The organism is Corallococcus terminator (genome assembly GCF_049194865.1).
GTDB classification, from domain to species: domain Bacteria; phylum Myxococcota; class Myxococcia; order Myxococcales; family Myxococcaceae; genus Myxococcus; species Myxococcus terminator_A.
The window spans coordinates 1-17818 of the sequence record NZ_JBLZWL010000076.1 but is presented as its reverse complement, the minus strand read 5'-3'; the positions used below and the strand labels follow the sequence as shown (position 1 = coordinate 17818).

At 67.4% G+C, this 17818-nt stretch carries 15 protein-coding genes; 6 read left to right on the top strand and 9 right to left on the bottom strand.

Translation table 11 applies throughout. The features are described 5' to 3' along the window. Positions 1 to 412: 412 nt before the first annotated feature. Positions 413 to 3295, bottom strand: a complete 2883-nt coding sequence (locus tag ACN469_RS24380; RefSeq protein WP_498771247.1) for an endo-1,C4-beta-glucanase — start codon at positions 3293 to 3295, stop codon at positions 413 to 415. Positions 3296 to 3478: 183 nt separating this feature from the next. Continuing rightward, complete coding sequence (locus tag ACN469_RS24375) at positions 3479 to 3907, bottom strand: hypothetical protein (RefSeq protein WP_498771245.1); 429 nt, start codon at positions 3905 to 3907, stop codon at positions 3479 to 3481. Between the two features lie 790 nt (positions 3908 to 4697). Between ACN469_RS24375 and ACN469_RS24370 the strand changes: the two genes are divergently transcribed. Next, positions 4698 to 6449: a hypothetical protein gene (locus ACN469_RS24370; protein ID WP_498771243.1), complete on the top strand. Its 1752-nt coding sequence runs from the start codon at positions 4698 to 4700 to the stop codon at positions 6447 to 6449. A gap of 4 nt (positions 6450 to 6453) precedes the next feature. Beyond that, on the top strand, positions 6454 to 6687 hold the full coding sequence (locus ACN469_RS24365) for a hypothetical protein (RefSeq protein WP_498771241.1): 234 nt from the start codon (positions 6454 to 6456) through the stop codon (positions 6685 to 6687). A 178-nt stretch (positions 6688 to 6865) separates the two neighbouring features. Here the strand turns inward: ACN469_RS24365 and ACN469_RS24360 are convergent, their stop codons facing one another. The 5 genes from ACN469_RS24360 to ACN469_RS24340 all read right to left on the bottom strand — a co-directional run bounded on the left by ACN469_RS24360 (position 6866) and on the right by ACN469_RS24340 (position 13000). Further along, on the bottom strand, positions 6866 to 7492 hold the full coding sequence (locus ACN469_RS24360; protein WP_498771239.1) for a hypothetical protein: 627 nt from the start codon (positions 7490 to 7492) through the stop codon (positions 6866 to 6868). An 887-nt stretch (positions 7493 to 8379) separates the two neighbouring features. Next, complete coding sequence (locus ACN469_RS24355) at positions 8380 to 9534, bottom strand: serine/threonine protein kinase (RefSeq protein WP_498771238.1); 1155 nt, start codon at positions 9532 to 9534, stop codon at positions 8380 to 8382. Positions 9535 to 9692: 158 nt separating this feature from the next. Beyond that, positions 9693 to 11486 carry a serine/threonine protein kinase gene (locus tag ACN469_RS24350; RefSeq protein ID WP_498771236.1) on the bottom strand — a complete coding sequence of 598 codons (1794 nt, stop codon included), beginning with the start codon at positions 11484 to 11486 and terminating at the stop codon, positions 9693 to 9695. Further along, positions 11483 to 12358, bottom strand: a complete 876-nt coding sequence (locus tag ACN469_RS24345) for a DUF2381 family protein (RefSeq protein ID WP_498771235.1) — start codon at positions 12356 to 12358, stop codon at positions 11483 to 11485. The genes ACN469_RS24350 and ACN469_RS24345 overlap by 4 nt, the downstream gene beginning before the upstream one ends. 261 nt (positions 12359 to 12619) lie before the next feature. Then, positions 12620 to 13000: a hypothetical protein gene (locus ACN469_RS24340; RefSeq protein ID WP_498771233.1), complete on the bottom strand. Its 381-nt coding sequence runs from the start codon at positions 12998 to 13000 to the stop codon at positions 12620 to 12622. A gap of 53 nt (positions 13001 to 13053) precedes the next feature. Here ACN469_RS24340 and ACN469_RS24335 point away from each other — a divergent pair, with 53 nt between their 5' ends. After that, positions 13054 to 13461: a helix-turn-helix domain-containing protein gene (locus ACN469_RS24335; RefSeq protein ID WP_498771231.1), complete on the top strand. Its 408-nt coding sequence runs from the start codon at positions 13054 to 13056 to the stop codon at positions 13459 to 13461. Between the two features lie 74 nt (positions 13462 to 13535). On the opposite strand, the gene ACN469_RS24330 is transcribed toward ACN469_RS24335, so the two are convergent. Next, positions 13536 to 13955: a M91 family zinc metallopeptidase gene (locus ACN469_RS24330; protein ID WP_498771229.1), complete on the bottom strand. Its 420-nt coding sequence runs from the start codon at positions 13953 to 13955 to the stop codon at positions 13536 to 13538. Here ACN469_RS24330 and ACN469_RS24325 point away from each other — a divergent pair. Continuing rightward, the gene (locus tag ACN469_RS24325) at positions 13872 to 14699 is read left to right on the top strand and encodes a DUF4328 domain-containing protein (RefSeq protein WP_498771227.1); all 828 of its coding nucleotides are present in this window, start codon (positions 13872 to 13874) and stop codon (positions 14697 to 14699) included. The two genes, ACN469_RS24330 and ACN469_RS24325, sit on opposite strands and share 84 nt — an antisense overlap. A gap of 148 nt (positions 14700 to 14847) precedes the next feature. Here the strand turns inward: ACN469_RS24325 and ACN469_RS24320 are convergent, their stop codons facing one another. Then, complete coding sequence (locus tag ACN469_RS24320; protein ID WP_498771225.1) at positions 14848 to 15534, bottom strand: DUF1906 domain-containing protein; 687 nt, start codon at positions 15532 to 15534, stop codon at positions 14848 to 14850. 732 nt (positions 15535 to 16266) lie between these two features. On the opposite strand from ACN469_RS24320, the gene ACN469_RS24315 reads away from it, so the two are divergent. Beyond that, positions 16267 to 17373: an oxidoreductase gene (locus ACN469_RS24315; RefSeq protein WP_498771223.1), complete on the top strand. Its 1107-nt coding sequence runs from the start codon at positions 16267 to 16269 to the stop codon at positions 17371 to 17373. 201 nt (positions 17374 to 17574) lie between these two features. Next, the coding region (locus tag ACN469_RS24310; protein WP_498771221.1) for an SEC-C metal-binding domain-containing protein at positions 17575 to 17818 on the top strand (244 nt) is incomplete at its 3' end.

The following is a 17818-nucleotide window of genomic DNA, read 5'->3' as shown; positions in this document are numbered from 1 at the left end:
AGCAGGGCCTCGCCGGTGCATCCGGTGCGGCCACCCGAACGCCGGGCGGGGGCCCGTGTCGGAGGCTTGAAAGAGTGGGACCCCGCCGGATGACGCACCAGCCCGGCTCCTCGTCTCATGCGACTGTCGGAAACCCTATCCCCGCCAGCAAGCCAACGCGCGGCCCGCCCCCCCGCCTCAGCTCCGGAACGCCTCGCGCACGCCGTCGCGCCGCAGCGTGGTGAGCAGGAGGGGAGAGCGCGATTCTGGAGCACCTGAGGTTGTCCACCGGGAATGCGCACCTGGCCCCTGCGCGAGGGCCGCCCCAGAGCGCGTGGTGTTTCCCGGTGCATCGAGGTTCCATGTCGGGACGTGGTGCTTCCCGGGCACGGCGCGCGCGAATGCAAGCGCGCGCCGTGCCCGGAAGTGCGTCCTACCGCGTGACGGACGCAGGGGACGGGTGCACGAACTCGAGGGTCACCTGGCCATGTCCGCTCGCCGTGCAGACGTCGGAGGTGTTGGACGGCTTGGTGCCCGTGTTCCACGAGCCCCCGCCACCACCGACGCGGCCACCGCCACCGCCGGAGTAACCCCCGCCGCCGCCGGCGCCGTAGCAGCCATTGCCCGCGCCTCCACCGCCGTAGCCACCCGGGGCCGAGGCGCCGCAGGAGTTGCCCCCGCCACCGCTGGCGCCGTTCTGGAACGACGCGCCGCCCAGGCCGTAGTTGCCATCCGCGGCGCCGTTGCCGAGCCAGCCTCCACCGCCAGCGCCATAGGACGCGACGCGGGCACCGCCCTGTCCGCCGGCTCCGCCCGCGACGAAGCCGGAGACGTAGCCGGCGCTGACGGAGCCGGCCGAGCCCGCTTCGGTGAGGGCCCCCGGACGGCCGTTGACCGTCGCCCCCGCGCGCAGTCCGCCGCCTCCTCCGGCGATGAGCAGCGGCGTGTTGCCGGCGCCGACCACGAAGGAGCCACCGCCGCCGCCCGCGCTCAGCGCCGCCGCCGTGCCCTTCTGGCCGACGAGGATGCGCACGACGTCATCCTTCTGGAAGGTGAACTCACCGGAGATGCTGGCGCCGCAGCCGCCACGGGAGGAGGTGGCGTTGGTGGCGGTGGCTCCGCTCGCGCCGATGGCGGTGACGCGGTAGGTGCCTGTCGCGGGCGCCTTCCAGGTCTGGAGTTGGGGAGGCCCCGTGGGGCCCTGGTAGGTGATGCCATTCACGTGGTTCGTGAACTCGATTTTCTGCTCGAAGATGGCGAACGGGGAGAAGCCGCTCGTCACGCCGCAGACCTTGATGACGCTCACGGGCGGGTCGGCGTTGTAGTCGATGCCGCACTCCTCCTCGGTGGCGCAGCCGCAGGCGGCCAGGTCCGCCGCGCAATCGATGGCCGGCTCCGGCATGCCCGGGGGCGGAGGCAGCTCCTCCCAGGTGCCGGTCGCCGCGTCGTAGTGGTGGAGCCGGAGGAACGCCGACAAGCCATTGGCGCCGTGGAACTTGCGGCGGATGCACACCGTCGCCGTGCCTCCGTAGGGGTGGGAGGTGTCGATGTCGTAGTAGAGCGGAGGGCAGTCGATTCCCTCGGAACTGGACCCGTCCGCGCAGAAGGTCCTCAGGCCAGGGGGCGGTTGGGGCGCCAGGGGTGTCTCGACCACGGAGATGACGCCTCCGCTGGTGGTGCCATGGAAGGTCACGTTGACCTCCAGGTCTTCCGTGTCGATGGGCGTCGTGGACACGCCCGTGCCGGTGCCCACGGGCACGGGAGGCGCGAAGGTGATGGTCTGATGGGCGAACCTGACCGTGGTGCCGTCGACGGTGGCGTGGGCTCGCAAGGTATAGGTGCCCGGCTCGACGGCCAGGGTGACGGGGACGACGCTCGCGGGTTCCGACGCGCCGGATGCGATGGTGTTGGTGTAGTGCTTCAGATTGTGATGGCTGTCGAAGGTCTTCCCCATGAGGTCGACGTAGGCATTGCTCACGAGGATGGGGGGAGACTGGGGCGAAGGCTCCTTGACGTCGAAGTAGGCCTTGGACTTGACGAGTGTCACGTGCTCCGTCCCCAGGGAGACGGTGGCCCCGGACGTGACGGTCACCGGGCTCTCGCTGCCCTGGCCGGCATAAATGCGATACGTGACGACCTTGAGGATGTCCGACGGCTGGCTGGTGTCCTGGAGCGAGTATCGCAATTGCTCTCTCCGCCAGGTTCCGGGGTTGAGGTGGAAGACGAACTGGCCATTGTCGAGCTTGTGTCTCGCGGCGGAGCCGAAGGGGCTCCCGGCAGACAGCTCCCGCTTCAAGTACATGTCGGCCGACTGCACCGCGGTGGTGTCGTAGAACCCGTCCACCACGAGGGAGACGAGCCCCGTGCCCAGTGTCTCGATGAAGTCGAGTCGGGTTTCGGTGTCGGCGGTGAGGGTGACGAAGTGGCGCGCGCTGTCGGAGCTCTGCGTGGAGGTGCCGAAGTGGGTCCGGAGGGTCACCGCGTAGGTGCCTTCGGGGAGCTGGAGGGAATAGTCGCCGTTGGTGCTCACCTCTCGGGAGGCGTTGATTCCCGCCGTGGTAGGGGAGGCGCCTTGGTAGAGGACCTGGTGGTGGCTGATGTGGGCGGCGGGGGTGAGACGGATGGCGCCGACCAGCTGCCCCTGGCCCGAGACGTCGAAGGACCAGCTCAGGCTGGCGGTTTCGTGGTTCAACAGGTCGACAATCCGGGGATTGAGCGTGAGGTTCACGGGGGTTCCATCCGCGAGGCGCGCATAGGCAAACCCTTCCACGCGGATGGCTTCCGCGGGCAGGGTGGCCATCCAGGCGGAGTAGGGCGTGGCTTGCGGTGTCGGCAGGTCGTGCGTGCTGGAGGCGGAGTAGCTCCCCTGGCTGTCGGAGCCCGTCGCATGGAGGGAGACGTGGACGAGCTGGGCTCCGGTGAGGGAGACGTCGAACTGGATGCGCTTGGTGACGAGGGGGGTGAAATCCACCGGGGTGGGGCCCACCTGGTTGTCGACCAGGACGAACTGGGAGCGGTCGAATGTGACCGAGTTGTCCCCCGTCTCGTTGAGGAGGTCGGCCTGGAGTGTCACCTTGTAGTGGTGACCGCTCTCGACGAGGAGTGAGTAGGGCGACGTGAGGAAGGACTTGTAGGAGAAGAGCCCATCGTTCGACGAGGCGCTCACGGAGTAGTCGAGGAGCGTCTCGGACGTGAAGCCGACCTGACCCTTGATTTCAGCGGGGTTGAGGATGACCACGTCGGCGACGGACAGACCTGTCGCCATGACGATGGCCAACGCGAGGCACAACGAGAGCCTCCTGTTTCGTGCGCGCATGCTTCCACTCCTGGGGGACTTCGGGGATACCGAACCCGATGGAGGGGGCATCGGACGACGAGACGACGGCTGACGTGTTCTTGCGGCGCGGGGACTTGAGCAAGCCCACGCGTTCGCTGTCAACGGAAGGTGTGTCACCCTTTGGGTCAGAGGCGAGCACTGGGACAACCCACGCGGGCCCGCTCAGGGAGAATCGGCCGCGTGGGTGAGGGCCTTGCCGTCCTTGGGCGCGGTGAACCGCGCCTCCTGCCGTGTGAAGCGGGACTTCCTGATGGATGAGAAGTCGCCCTTCGTCCGGGAGAAGTCGAGGTCCATGACCACCTCGCCTCCCTTCACGAAGACGAGCAGGCACTCCATTTCAGGGACGTCCCTGGCGCCGGACCAATCAACGCCGAGCCACTTCCGGACCTCTTCCGCGCCCACGTAGGGCGTGAAGATGTGGAAGGTGTCCCAGTCGAAGTCCGTCACCTCCGTCAGGAGGAAGTCGCCCCCCGTCGCCGAGGCGGCCTGGATGCGCTGCTCCAGCTTCGTGGCGAGCGCCGCGCGTTCCTTGCCCCTGTTGCAGCCGCTCATCGCCACGCTGCAAGCGAGCCACATCGTCACCGCAATCACTGATGTGCCTGTCCATCTTCCGTGTCCGCGCATGCGCGACACTCTAGCGGTTTTGTCTGGCTAGAACCCCGGGAGAAGGGGGCGTGGGACAGGCCCCACGCGGGTACCCAGTGGCGGCATCTGGAAGGCGTCCCCGCGCTGGCTCATGCGGTGGAGCAGCGAGCTGCGTTTGACGTCACCCGGGGCGACGCGCTGCGGGGTTTCACCAAACACGCCCGACCTCTGGAAGGGGGCCTTCACATTCCCCGACGTGCCCCCAGGTGTCCGTCGTCTGCACGGTGTCGAGTTCGTCCGCTTCCAGGCGCAGGTGCGGGCCGGAGCCACTGCCCAGCGCCATGCGGTTGCCGCTGTGGCACGACGTCAGCCTCCCTAACCTCCCGCTCTGCTCCCACCTGCTATCCCCAATCGCGCTCCTGTCCTTCCTATGCGCCTTCGGCAAGCCCTCGCGGACATGACGCCTTCTGGACGGAGGTTTCGCGGCAGTACGCCCTTTCCCCTGTCCAGACGGAGGGCTTTCGTACAAGCCCAGACATCACGGGAGCTCCACGGAGACCCGGGTTGCCTTTTCTGGCAGCATCCTGGGCGTCCATGGGGGGTATTGATGAGTCCACGCATCGCCGGGCGCCGCGTCCATTCCGCTCCCGCAGCGAAACGCTCCGCTCCGGCGCGCGCCGCCGTCTCGCCGGCACGCCCCCAGAGGCCGCAGCCCCAGGCGCAGGCCCGTGCGCCGGGCCATGAGCGCCGGGACGCCTTCGAGGGCTCCTCGGCGCCCCGAAAGACCTCGGAGCTGGTGGATCGGCTTCGCTCGAATGCCACCTTCCGCCAGTTGCCACAGGAGACGCAGGCCCGACTGCTGGCCACCGCTCGGAAGCATGGGGAGTCGCCGGAGGCACGCTGCAACATCGTGGCCCTCGCGCTGAACAATAATCTGGAGCGGCTCGCGCCCCGTCAGCAACGCGAGGCCATCAAGACGCTGCGCGAGGGCATCAAGAACAAGGGTGTGGGCGCGGACCTGGCCGAGCTGGCCTCGGACAAGGACTTCCGGCGCCTCAACGGCAAGGACCAGCGGAACATCCTGGAGTCGGTGGCCGCCCAGCGAGGAGACAGCTCCGCACGGGATGCGCTGGTGGACCTGGGGTCGTCCAAGGGCTTTGGCAAGCTCAATGCCCCGATGCGCAAGCAGCTCATCGACGAGCTCGAGAAGCGGCGCAGCGGCAAGGCAGAGGCCCGCTTTGGAAAAGCCGCCCTGGAGCTGGCGGACAGCGCGAGCTTCCGGCGGTTGTCTCCCGATGTGCAGAGCCAGTGGGCAAAGGCCATCGCCCCCGGACGTCCTTCCAGCCAGGCGGCTCGCGACGCGCTCGTGGTGCTCGGTTCGAACCCGGAGCTCGCGAAGCTGCCGGCTGAAACCCAGCGCAAGGTGCTGGAGCATCTGCCCCCGCCCCAGGCGGGCCGCGAGGCCAGCGTCAATCACATCGACCGCCTCACGACGCTCGTGGACGGCGGCGCCTTCGCGATGCTGCGGCCGGAGTTGCAGGGCCTCATGCTCGATGCCATCCGCCCCGGACGGCTTGAGCCCGCGCACGAACTGACACTGGTGGAGCTGGGCTCCAGCAAGGGCTTCGCCGCCCTGTCTGCTCCGGAGCAGGACCGGCTCTTTCCCTACGTGTCGGGCACGAATCCGCTCTCCCGGCATGTCCAGGTGGGTCTGGGGAATCTGCTCCTGAGCAATGGCTTCCAGGCGGCGGATGCCACGGGGCAGGCCGACCAACTCCGAACCTTTCTGGGGGATCAACCCGCCGTCCCCTCTCACACTGCGTCGCTTGAGGGCAGCTTCCCGGTCCGCCCTTTCACCCTCACCGGTCCCACGGAGGTGCAGGGCCACGGCTTTCCCTCCGGGCGGGGGGACGCCCTCCGCTACGAGGTGGAAATCGAGGGACAGCGCATCCCGGTGTTCGTCGCGAAGGACCAGGATGCCAGCCGTGGCGCCTATCATTCGATTGACGAGGTGGCGAAGGGCCTCTCGACGCTGCCTCCCGCGAGCAGGGCGCTCGTCAAACAGGTGGATGTGGACGGCAAGCAGAACCCGGTCGATGCCTATTGGGAGCAGGTCTACGGGCAGCCCGGATTCCGCTCGTACATGACCGCGGGCGCCGCGGGCATCATCACCCTCTATCCCTCGCTGGGAAAGATGCAGCAGGAGGTGATGAACTCCTCACTGATCCACGAGACGGGACACACGCTGTCGCACCAGCACTGGGGTTCGGACTCGCAGGAGCCGGCCTGGAATGACTACCGTGCGGCCATCGCCAATGATGGGTTCGTGCCCTCCAACTACGCGCGCAACTCACCCGGTGAGGACTTCGCGGAGACGCTCGTGTTGTACGAGAAGGTCCACGGAACGCCTCAGGAGGCGGAAGTCCGCGCGCTGCTGCCTGGACGCTTCCGGCTCATCGACGAGCTTCGTTCCCGTCCACCTCCTGCGGCGCAAGCCCCCTTGCGCATGGCCGCCTCCCACTGGATGGCGGGTTCCTTCCGGGCGTGAAATCATGAGCAAACCCAAGCACCCTGGCTTCATCCGATACATCGACGGCAAGACCCAGCAGGAGGTCCGCCGCATGGACGTCTCCCAGGTTCCAGAGGCGCTCCAGTACGCGCAGGGCCCCAAGGGCTGGGTGCCCGTGGTGAAGGTCATCGCGCTGGAAGAGGGCAATCAGCGCACCCTGCGGGAGTATGGCCCCGAGGACGAGCTGCTGCGTTCGACCGTGCAGACGCGCCCGTAACGACCGGAGAGGATGGACGTGCTGGAACAGGGAGGCGGACCGGGAGCCAGGCCCGACCCCTTGGCCGCACGTCACGAAGCGCCATTGTCAACCACGGCTTGAGAGCCTGTTGGTTTCATGCGCGGAGTCATTGGCGGCCCTGAACCCTACTTTTCGAGGACGCCAGCCACCCCATCCGCTAGTTGATCAACTTCCCGGGGAGGAAGTAGAAGAGGTAGTTCGGGGTCCAGATGTAGATCACAAGCCCACGAATGAGATCGTCCCAGGTTTCGGCGCCAGGGGGCTTGCCTCCGATGAGGACCCTCGCCGGAACAGTGGGCCCGCCTTCCGGCCTCGTCACGGAGGCGGTCTCGAAGGTGGCGGCAACCCGAGCGACTTCCTGCCCCGCCTTGTCGAAGAACCCGACGCTCCCCGCGTACGTCCCCACGCGGATGTCGCTCGCCTTCGCCATGGCATTCAGGCGGTAGTAGCCCTTTGGGATAGTGGAGCCAGGAGCGTCCAGGTAGACGAAGGCCACATCGACGCCCTGGGCGTATTGCAAGGCGGAGATGTCCTCGAGGCCGACGACGGCGCCCGCCGAGACGACGAACAGGTCCGAGGTCGACGTCGAAATCAGACCCGGATGGATGGGGACTCCAGCCTCCTGGGCCGCCACGGAGAGGTCTCCCGGCAGGTCCGTACAGGCCAGGGACGACTCCGCGAGCGGCGACACGGAGGACCGCCTGGGCTCTGCGGCCCAGACGGAGTTCGAAGCAAGACACAGGACCGCGGCAAGCGCCGCGCACGCGAGCGACAGGATTTTCATGGACAGCTCCGATGGAGGACGACTGTGTTTGAAGGCACACCAACATCCCGGACACGTCAGCACAGGCCACGTGAGCTCACGCAAAGGCAGTCGTTCCCCTACTCGAGGGCCACCCGGTTGCACCGGACAGGCCCTCGCGGCGTGGAACCCCACCTCGAATCATCGCCAGGATGTCGAAGCCAACGTACGACGAGAGTCGTACTTTGTCAACGAGGCGCGCCACACCATCAATCACACATCGAAGTAGACGGACCTGGGCTGGGCGGGCGTGTGCCTGCTACCCCCTATCGCGCTCCTGTCCTTCCTCTGCGCGGAAACGACGTCCTTCTCCTTGATGACGTTGCCAGCTCTGACTTCTCGCGCGAGGTTCATGGGGGCATTCGAGTCCGAGAAAGAGGGGAGGCGCGGATGAGCCCCTTCAGCAGCATGCTCCGTGCATCTCCCGCATGTCATTGAGCCGCGGCCCCGCGGCCACCCCTCCGAATGGCCATGCAGGGCCCCCAGGACGGCGTCGGGAAGCGCTTCCCCCTGGACGCGGACGCGTCCTGGAGTGACGCGTGAGGCGGGCCTGCCCGGAGGACGCGCGTCGGGCTTCGTGCGGGCACGACTCTGGCCTGGTGCTTGCAATTATTTTCGCCCAGGACCTTCTGCCTTACCTGCTTCTGCACCCGCAGGAGGTCATCGATGAGCGGCGCGCGCTGAAGTACGGCTGAGGTGAATCAGGGACGACCCGAGGACTCCGTGGCGCAGCCCGCCGCCGCGCTGGTTACCCTATCTCCCTGAGTTCCCCCAGGTTCGTCATCCCGGCCCGCCCCATGCCGTGCCCAGGTGTGCCCTCTCAATCCATGCTGGAGGAGCACACTGGGGGCACATGGAGGCGCACGGCGTTAGTTCGTGCTGATTCGGTCCTGGGAAGACGGGAGGCCACGGGGGCGCCGGATGCCCAGCTCGACCATCACCTCGCGGGCTCGCCTGGCCATCTCGTGCAGCTCGGCGGATGCGTCCTCCCGGCCGTAGGCATCTCCCTCTCCGAGCCAGCGACGCAGGTCCGCCGCCAGTTCACGCGCCGACTGATAGCGAGCATCTGGATGGGGTTGGAGGAGCTTGCGGAGCACCAGGCCCAACCCCTGCGGAAGCTTCGCCGTCAACTCCTCCAGGTCAACCTGCGTGTAGGTCGCCGCGCGCCAGATGGCGTCCGCCACCAGGGGCTGGCTGCCCGCGAGCTGGGCTCGCTTGATGGCATGCCGGACACGCCTGCGCTGCCTGACCGACAACGAGGCCTTCACCTCTTCGGTCAGCGTGTCCGGGGCATCCAGGAGGTTTTTCCCCGTCGCGAGTTCAAGCAGGACGTTCCCCAACGCGAAGAGGTCCGAGCGCGCGTCCACGCGGCCCGTCAGGAGCATTTCCGGGGAGGAGTAGAACGCATCCCCATGCGGCCGATGCACCGTGGAAGAAACGCGGCCGGGCAGGTCCGACATGGCGAGCCCGAAGTCGGAGACCTGCACGTCGCCGTTCCAATCAACGAAGAGGTGCTCCACGTCGAGCGCCCGGTGGACGATGTTGAGGGGGCGCCCCTGCTCGTCCTGCGCCTCCTGGGCATGCTCCAGGGCCTCGGCGACGCGAGCCCCGACATGGAGTGCGAAGAGGGGAGAGAACCGGCCACCGCACTCCCCGGAGAGCGTCAACAGGGTGTTGATGCTGTGCCCCGACGGATGCTCGGTGATGACGTACCAGCAGCCCTCCGCCTTGTGCAGCCCGTGGACACGGAGGATGACCGGATGGTCGAGGTACGTTGCGAGGCGCACCTGCTCCTCCAGCTTCGCCCGCGCCCGCTTGACGCGAGGTGGCTCCAGCAACTGCGAAACGCTCGCGGCCTTGAGCAGCACCTTGCCTCGGATGCTTCCCTCCGAAGTGCGGCGCCGGGCGAGCAGGAGACTCAATCCGTGGTGGACCTCTCCCAGGTCTTCGCGGAACTCGTACTGGAAGCCGTCCCTCATGAAGAGGATTGCTCCGCGCGGGAGCCTGAACTCACTTGCCGACATGCTCGTTTCTCCTTCGCGCAGGCATCCTTGGCCAAACGCGTCGCGAGCGATGTTACCCGTGAGATGGGCAGCTGCGGAACGACCCTGGGAGGTCCTGTCGCGTCTGAAGAGGAGGGCGCCGGAATCGAACACCTACCCAACACGTCGCCCGGCGCCACTCAGGGCCAGCGGTCCACGACATAACCGGCGACCCGATTGGGCCCCTTCACCTTGCCGTCCTTGAACGCTTCGACACGCCCCTCCACCACGAAGCAGATGGGCTGCTCGTCCTGCCCCGGAAGCTTCACGCGGTCATAGCGGATGACGAGCGCTGGCCCATCCGCACGTCCCATCTTGTCGGAGAGGTAGTACGCCTTGCCGTAGAAGCGTGTCCCTTCAGGGGCGACCGCCGCTTGCCGGTCGGCTTCGATGCCCCACGGAACGACGCTCACCACCGCCGCGCCAGCCGTAAACCACACGTCTGCGTCATCGTCCTCGCTGTCGTCGAGTTTCAGGCTGAAGCGCTCATCGAACTTCCAGTGAAGCTGGTGCCGCATCGCCTCCTCTGCTCCAGCCGGACAGGTGAACGCCTCGGGCCGGATCTGGGCACTGGGACAACCCGCCGCCAGCGCCGCGACGAGCGACAGCGACGCGCACTCCACGGCGGCAACAGACTTCTTCGGGAGTCGGAGTGTGCGTCCTGGGGGCGGCGTTTCAGACGGTGGGGTCTTCACGGTTGAACCTTCTTTCTGTGCGTCGTCGATCTCCTGCGCCGAGGGAGCCACGGGAGAGAGAGCAGGGGAGGACATAGCAGGAGGGGCTGTCCTGGGCGGGGGGGATTGTGGGGGGCTGGGAGGGTGCAGGCCCTCGGCGATGCGCGGTTCAGCTGGGGACCCGGGGACCACCGCCGAGTAGCGCCAGAGGGCCGCCACAACGATGAGCACCACGACACCAAAGATGCCTGAGAACCACCTTCTCAATGAGCGCGGTCGCCCCTCCATGGCCACATGCCGTTTGAGGGGCTGGGGGGGCAGTGCCGCAGGTGTTGGCTCGCCTTGACGCTGTTCAGCGGGCGGATGGGCCGGCACGTCGTACTCAGCGGAACGCTCGGTGAGGAGATCCGCCAGTTCGCGGCGCAGCGCCTCCGTATCGACCGGACGCCGCTTGGGGTCCAGGGACACCAGATTCTCAATGAGATCGCTCACTGCCTCTGGAACCCGCGAATTCGCCAGTCGGGGCGACGGCGGTGGTAGGGCCGCGTTGTTCAAGTCGAAGCGCGGACGAAACCTCGTCGGTCTCGGGTCCGTCAGCAGCTCATGAAGCATGACGCCGACCGCGAAGATTTCGTCGGCGACCTGGAAGGCGTAGCGAGCCCGATGCTCGTCCTTGTGCTCGCGCAGGAACTCGAACTGCTCGGGCGCGCGATAGCGTTCCGTGCCCGGAGGCAAGCCCCCATCCGTCAGCTCTTCGGCGAGTGTGTAGGTCGCGCAACTGAAGTCGATGATGAAGGGCTCTCCGTCATTCTTCCGGATGAGCACGTTGGACAGCTTCAGGTCCCGATGAAGGACGCCCCGGCCGTGCATGTACGCCAGCGCACCGGTGAGCTTCTCGAAGACTCTGAGTATCTCGCGAACGGTCGGGTGCTTGCGCTCGGCCCATTCCGCGAGCGTCCAGCCATCCACGTAATCGAGCGCGAGGTAGAGGTTTCCGCTCTCCGCGAGTCCATGCCCTTGCGGCCGGACGATGTTCGGATGGTTCAGCATGAGCAGTGCCGTCAGCTCCCGCAGCGTCCGGGCATGGGTTTGCTTGGAGTCGCCGCTGGACTCCCGGTGCTGGGCCACCTTGATGGCGCGGTGCCTGCCGTTCTTTTCTCCCAGGAAGACGCACGCGAAGCCACCGTCGCCGAGGGCCTTGGAAACCTGCCACCCGTCAATCAACGAACCGGGCAGGGCGTGGCGCAATGTCGGGTTCATGGGGTTCCCCCCGAGCGAGGCTGTGGGAAGCGCACGTCCGGAATCGTGAGACGACGCCCCCCATCCCCAACCACCTCCAGGGTGAAGACGAGGTCCGACTTCGTCTCTGGTACTTCAACGACCGCAAGCACTTGCCTCTCCTTTCCCGCGGGGATTGCCCCCAGCGTCTGCGCTACGAGCCGTGCCCGCAGGGGTATGCCATCACGCCCCAGGAACGTTGCCTCTTGTGGTGTCCAGGCGGGGTGGTTGCGGCCGTTCTTGATCACCACGTCCATCAGGATCCACCCCGTGCCCCGGAAGGCTACGGCCGCTGGCGATGAAAGCCCTTGTGCGGCGTCTTTCACTCCGTTGCCGATGGTCGTCGTGACGCCCGTCTTGTCCACATAGCCGAGCAGCACGAAGTCCTCCGGCCTTGGCGCCGGGGCTTTTGCGGTGGGCTGGCAGGCCGCATTGGGTGGCTCCGGGCGCTGCACGTCGACCAGTGCGTCAACGTTGCTCGGGTCTGTCACGAGCACGAATGCGGCGCGGGTGGGCACTTGCCCGTCAGCGAAGAAGACTCCGAGCTCCTGGCGCTCGCCGTCGGCGAGATTGGCCACGGGCTGAACGATGATTGAGCGCTCGCCCGCATCCAGGACGCGAATCCGGGACTCGTCGAAGGTGAGGGTCCTCCGCTGGATCGGCGCGGAGAACAGGAACACCGTCCGGGTGTCCGCCGCGACATGGATGACGGGCAGCGGTTCGGCGGGCGTGCTGGCGATGGTCACGGAGCGCTTGCGGTCAACGCGCGCCCCCGTGGCCGGCTGGGCCTGCGCGGCAGCTCCCCACGCGAGCGCCAGCGTCAAGGGAAGAACCAATCTGAAGGGTTGGAGCAAGGATGCATGACCTCCCGGATGGGTAGGCTAACATCGCGGACGCTCGCGCAGTGGGGCTCTTTCCTACAGCGCGCCGCGGCCCATGCGGCCACCGGTACACGTCGCCAGCGTGCGCCGCGTACTTGCCGGTGGGCCGCTCGCCCCCGTCGGCGAGCAGGACAACACCGTGAACGCGTTGGTGTCCCGTGCCGCCTTCTCCTTGCCGCTGGAGACTCCAACCGACGCGGGCGCCCGTGAGGCACGCCCGCGTCACCGTCCCACTCAGGTCCTCACGACACCATCGAAGACGCCGAAGCCACCGGGGATGAAGAAGTCCTTCCCAGGCCGCAGTCCGTAGGCGTTGAGCACGGTCGCCGCGATGTCTTGCGACCGGGGCGCGCGCCGCACCCGCTCGCCGCCCTCCTCGATGAGGTCCACCGGCGCGCCCATGGGCGCGCCGTTCATCGTCTCGTCGTAGCCGCCCAGCATCTGGTTCCCCTGGATGCCGCCGCCCACGAGCAGGGCGCACGTCGTGGGGTCGATGTCCCGCCCCACCACCTGCGCGTGCAGGTGGCGCACGACGCAGCGGTCGAACGAACCCGAGGCGAGAATCATCTTGGCGAAGCCCAGCGGCCCCACCGTCCCGTCGCTCGTCTGTCCCAAGAGCGTGTGCGCCGGGGGAGGAAGTCGAGGAGCGATATTCGCACCCAGGAGACGTGGAGCTCCTCGCGCTGGCCTTCAACACCCAGGGCCGCGATATCCAGACGAACGCCGCGAGCGTGCGAGAGGCCCGGAGGCACGCCCTGCGTGTCCATGTCGAGCATCACCTCGCGGAGCCCTCGCTGAGCCCGGCGACGGTCGCCGCCCGTTTCCGCATGTCCACGCGCTACCTGCATGGGCTGTTCGCGGAGAGCGGTGAGAGCTTCATGCGCTGGGTCCTCTCGCGGCGCCTGGCTCGCTGCCGCAAGGTGCTCGAGGACCCGGAGCTGGACGCGCGGAGCATCGCGGACATCGCCTTCAGCTGGGGGTTCATGGACCTCACGCACTTCGGCCGCGCCTTCAAGAAGGCCTATGGCAGGACTCCCCGGGACTGGCGCTACGAACGAGCCCGACAGCGGTCGTGACCTCCGCCGAACCGGCGAGCCTGGCGACCCGACGGGCGCCACACCCTTCATGCAGACCCTCCCCGCGCGGGGACTCAGCCCTCGATGTCGCCGAGGATCTTCCCGATGGGGGACGGGGTGCCGAGCATCTTCTGGAAGCGGTTCCGGTTGTCGGAGCCCTCGTCGTAGATCTTGATGGCGTCGTTCGTCGGGTTGAAGCCGTTGGGCGTGCGGCCCGAGTAGTCATTGCGGCTCGGCAGGCCGTGCTCGGCGCGAATCAGGTTCTCCGTCGGCGCCCAGCCCGCGGGGGTGTGCGGCGTGGGCTTCAGGCCCACCGCCTCGAACTCCTCGGTCAGCATCGTGCGCCGGTTGAGGTTCGCCTTCATGTCGTCGGCGAACTCGGGGTAGCGCTTGAAGACGTCGGCGTTGGCGTGCTTGCTGGACTCGATGGAGCCCACCTGGAGGCCGTTGGAGGCGCGCCAGGCGTGGCACGATCCACGGTGGCCGTGGGACATGCGCGCCAGGAGGTGCCGGGGGTGTTGACGTTCTCACCTGTCGCGACAGCATGTGCCCAGCATCCGGACCAACCCGCGACACGAACATGCCCCCGCTGCGGGAGCTTTGCCTGTGAGCAGTGCCAGCAGCGTCATGCGGCCCTGTGCGCCTCTTGTCGCGCGAGGCTGATTCAGCGGGCCTTTCCCTCCGTGAGGCGGTGGGCGGTCGTCACGAACTGGGCCGTCGGCTTCCGCGCCGTCTCTGCGTTCCTGTCTGGTGACGCCATCGCTCTCCATGGCTCGTCGCTCTTTTTCTTGGGAATGGCCCAGCTTGTCGCGGAGCTGTTCGGCGTGGTCGGATTCCTGACGTGGCAGTACCGAGCGGTTCGTGTCGCGACCCAGCTCGGAGTCAGCCGGGCCTCGCCTCACTGGGCCCTCCTGTGCTGGTTCATCCCTGGGCTGAACCTCTTCAAGCCCTATCAGGTGCTCCGCGACCTCTGGCGCGACCTCGGAGGCGAATCGAGCCGGCTCCTCTTGATTCGCGCATGGTGGTGCCTGGGGTGGCTCTACCTGTCGTGGAGCCTGGGGCATGAGGTGCTCGTCAACGTGGGCGCAGTCGTAGACCTCAGCACCTCCGGCCAGCGATTCACCGAGTTCGTGTTCACCGCGATGCTCTTGCTCACCTCGGTGCTGTGCATCAGCGTCGTGAGGTGTGTCCAGCGACGCCTCGACCAGGTGAAAAGGGACCTCGTCGATGCACTGTGAACAGGGCTCCCTCGCGAGGCTGAAGCGCCGCGGAAGGGCATCCACCTGCGCGGCTCCGCGCTCATTTCGCTGCGAGCGTATTCACAGACTTGATGTGCGCCAGCTCACTGCCTCTTCGTTCCTTCTGCCGCGGCTGCCCGGAGGGGCCTCACTTGCACGGTGGCGCCTCGAGTGCCAGCCACTTCATGCTGTGGGGCGACGCATTGGCCAGGGTGACGTCGACGTCCACCCTCACCTCGACTCCCCAGAGTCTCCGGTTCAGGGGCAGGAGCTGGAGCAGCTGTGTTCCGGGCTCGGCGACAGGTGTCGCGAGAACGCCGCCCCAATAATGCTGGAATGGCAATGCCTCACGAAGTTGCTCCATGCTCAGGCGCGCGTCGTACCCGACGTAGAGACCCGGGACGTATCCCTTGCCCTGGGCGTCCACCGCGTCGTACCACGCGTGGCAATAGTCGATGATGTCCTGTCCGGCGGTGTCTTTCGCGATTCCTTCCAGGTCGCACCAGACATTGACTCCGAACGGAATGCCAAGCTGTTGTGCGTTGCGAAGAGCGGCCTGGCCATGGGCTGTTCCCAGCTCCCGTCGCGGACTCCAGCCCGGCTCGAGGACATGCTGGACAGGCACCAGGGCCAGTCCCGCTCCGATGATGGACGTGGCCTCCTGGGTGGAGAGGTCTCCGTCCTTCTGGGGTGTGCTCAGCGAGAGATAGCGACCGCAGAATCGATACCCGAGCGCGAACAGTTGCTGGGCATCGGCGCTGCTCAAAGGCGAGTCCGCGTCGACCCCCAACAATCCTGGCGGCGCGCTCTGGATGACTCCACTCAGTGTGCTCATGTTCATTCCTCGGGCTGGGTCCGCGTCCACGGGCTGACGCGGGTTGTGACCACCGGGGACCGTTTCTGTCCTCCGTGCGCTGTCAATGACTGTTGAAGGCAGGCATCTGTGAATGCGGCGTGGGCGACGTGATTCATCGCGCGCTCATCCGGTGAGCGGGCTCGCATGCTGGATGCGGACGGGGGACACCGCCCAACGACAGTCGCCCACGACCCACCTGGGCCCGCTCGAGACTCGCCTCCTCCACGGGGCGGTGGAGAGGCACGCGACTGCGCCCCTCGCGATTCTTGATGGAGCCCAGGCATCGCGGAGCCCCCACCCAGCCGGAGGCCGTGAGCAGGGGCGCAGTGCGGAGGTGCTGGCGCACGGCTTGAAGCTCTGCGGCGCGCGGGGCCTCTTTGGAGCGCGCTACCGCTCAGTAGGGGAATTCCACGAGTTCGAACTTGGTGGTGGCGAGGTCGACGAAGTTGAGGGAGTGATGTGACATTGGTCCAATGGGAATGTCCCCGGGGTCGCTCGGGTGCAGCCCGTGCTCTTGCCTCCGGTGTCGAGAACGGGATAGGGCGCGGCGGCATGTGAGAACGCCGTCTGTCGTTCGACAGGGAGTGCGCAGAGGTCGATGGCTGGTGCGCCGCTCGTCTCGGGTTGGAGGGACGGCGATGCGCGGACGGGAATGGCTATATCATCTTCCCTGACACAGGGGAGAGCTGGCGTGCTTCAATCCTCGTCTCCATGAGCGAGCCCACCACCCCTCCCGCGCCCCTCCGCGTCGCCCTGCTGGGCTATGGCTTCGCGGGCAAGTCCTTCCACGCCCCGCTGCTGCGCACGGTGGAGGGACTGACGTTGAGCATGGTGGCGTCCAGCCGGCCCGACGACGTCCATGCGGACCTGCCGGAAGTGGCGGTGATTCCGTCCGCGCTCGATGCGGCCACGCACCCGGACGTGGACGTCGTCGTGGTGGCGACGCCGAACGAGACGCACGTTCTGCTCGCGGAAGCCGCGCTTCGCGCTGGCAAGCACGTCGTCGTCGACAAGCCCTTCACCATCACCCTGGCCGAAGCACGCGCACTGGCCTCGCTTGCCCAGGCGCAGGGCAGGGTGCTCTCGGTGTTCCATAACCGTCGCTGGGACAGTGACTTCCTCGCGCTGAAGGCCCTGCTCGCGGACGGCACCCTGGGCCGCGTCACCCACGTCGAGTCTCGCTTCGACCGCTTCCGTCCCGAGGTCCGCCAGCGCTGGCGCGAGCAGCCTGTGCCCGGAGCGGGCATCTGGTTCGACCTGGGCCCCCACCTCGTCGACCAGGTCCTTCAGCTGTTCGGGCTGCCCGACACCGTGGTGGGGATGCTCGCGGCCCATCGGGACGGCGCGGCCGTGGACGACTGGTGTCAGGTGACCCTCGTCTATCCCCAGCGTCACGTCGTCCTCCAGGCCTCGATGCTCATCGCCGGAGGAATGCCGCGCTTCGCGGTACACGGCACCCGAGGCTCCTGGCTGAAGCACGGGATGGACTCGCAGGCGGACCGGCTCATCGCGGGTGAACTTCCGGGTGCGGCGGATTGGGGCGAGGACGCCTCGCCTGGGCGCTTCCTCGTCGGAAGCTCTGGAGAGGCCAGGGCGACGTCCACGCCCAAGGGTGACTATCGCCGGTATTACGCGGGCATCCGCGACGCCGTGCGAGGCACGGGGAGAAATCCCGTGACGCCCATCCAGGCGGTGGCCGTGGCCGCCGTGCTGGAGGCCGCGCTCCAATCATCACGAGAGGGCCGCGCATGCTCGCTCGACCTCACCTCGGAGGAACGAAGCGCCTTCGCTTTGGAGAAGGATGCGCCGCGCGGTTGACGGAGCGCGACTCGCCCGGTGGGTGGGGCTGGGACGCTGCGCGAGTCCACGCGGCCTCGAGTGACTGAGCGGACGCACCGGGCGCGCGAGCGTTGACTGGGCGGGGAGGGGTGTTGCCTGTTCGCCCCGACCCGTCCACCTCCTGCTACGGTGCGCGGCGGATTTCACCGCTCGCCCCCGCGAGCCGAGAGGCACATCTCCTTGAGCACGAAGAAGCCCGGCCGCAATGACCCGTGTCCCTGTGGCAGTGGCAAGAAGTACAAGGCCTGCCACGCCGCCGAAGACCGCTCGCGCGCCGCGCCCCCCTCCGCGGTCTCCACGCCGCTCGAAGAGGACTTCCGCGCCGCGATGGAGCTGCTCAAGAACCCGGACGTCGGCGACCTGTCCGCCGCGCTGGACCGCGTGGCCCGCCTGCTCGCGGAGTGGGGCCCCGCGCCCGGCCTGC

Coding starts and splice junctions, on each gene's coding strand:
- ACN469_RS24380 (WP_498771247.1), bottom strand. CDS start 3,295: ATGCGCGCACGAAACAGGAGGCTCTCGTTGTGCCTCGCGTTGGCCATC.
- ACN469_RS24365 (WP_498771241.1), top strand. CDS start 6,454: ATGAGCAAACCCAAGCACCCTGGCTTCATCCGATACATCGACGGCAAG.
- ACN469_RS24360 (WP_498771239.1), bottom strand. CDS start 7,492: ATGAAAATCCTGTCGCTCGCGTGCGCGGCGCTTGCCGCGGTCCTGTGT.
- ACN469_RS24355 (WP_498771238.1), bottom strand. CDS start 9,534: ATGTCGGCAAGTGAGTTCAGGCTCCCGCGCGGAGCAATCCTCTTCATG.
- ACN469_RS24350 (WP_498771236.1), bottom strand. CDS start 11,486: ATGAACCCGACATTGCGCCACGCCCTGCCCGGTTCGTTGATTGACGGG.
- ACN469_RS24330 (WP_498771229.1), bottom strand. CDS start 13,955: ATGTCCCACGGCCACCGTGGATCGTGCCACGCCTGGCGCGCCTCCAAC.
- ACN469_RS24320 (WP_498771225.1), bottom strand. CDS start 15,534: ATGAGCACACTGAGTGGAGTCATCCAGAGCGCGCCGCCAGGATTGTTG.
- ACN469_RS24315 (WP_498771223.1), top strand. CDS start 16,267: ATGAGCGAGCCCACCACCCCTCCCGCGCCCCTCCGCGTCGCCCTGCTG.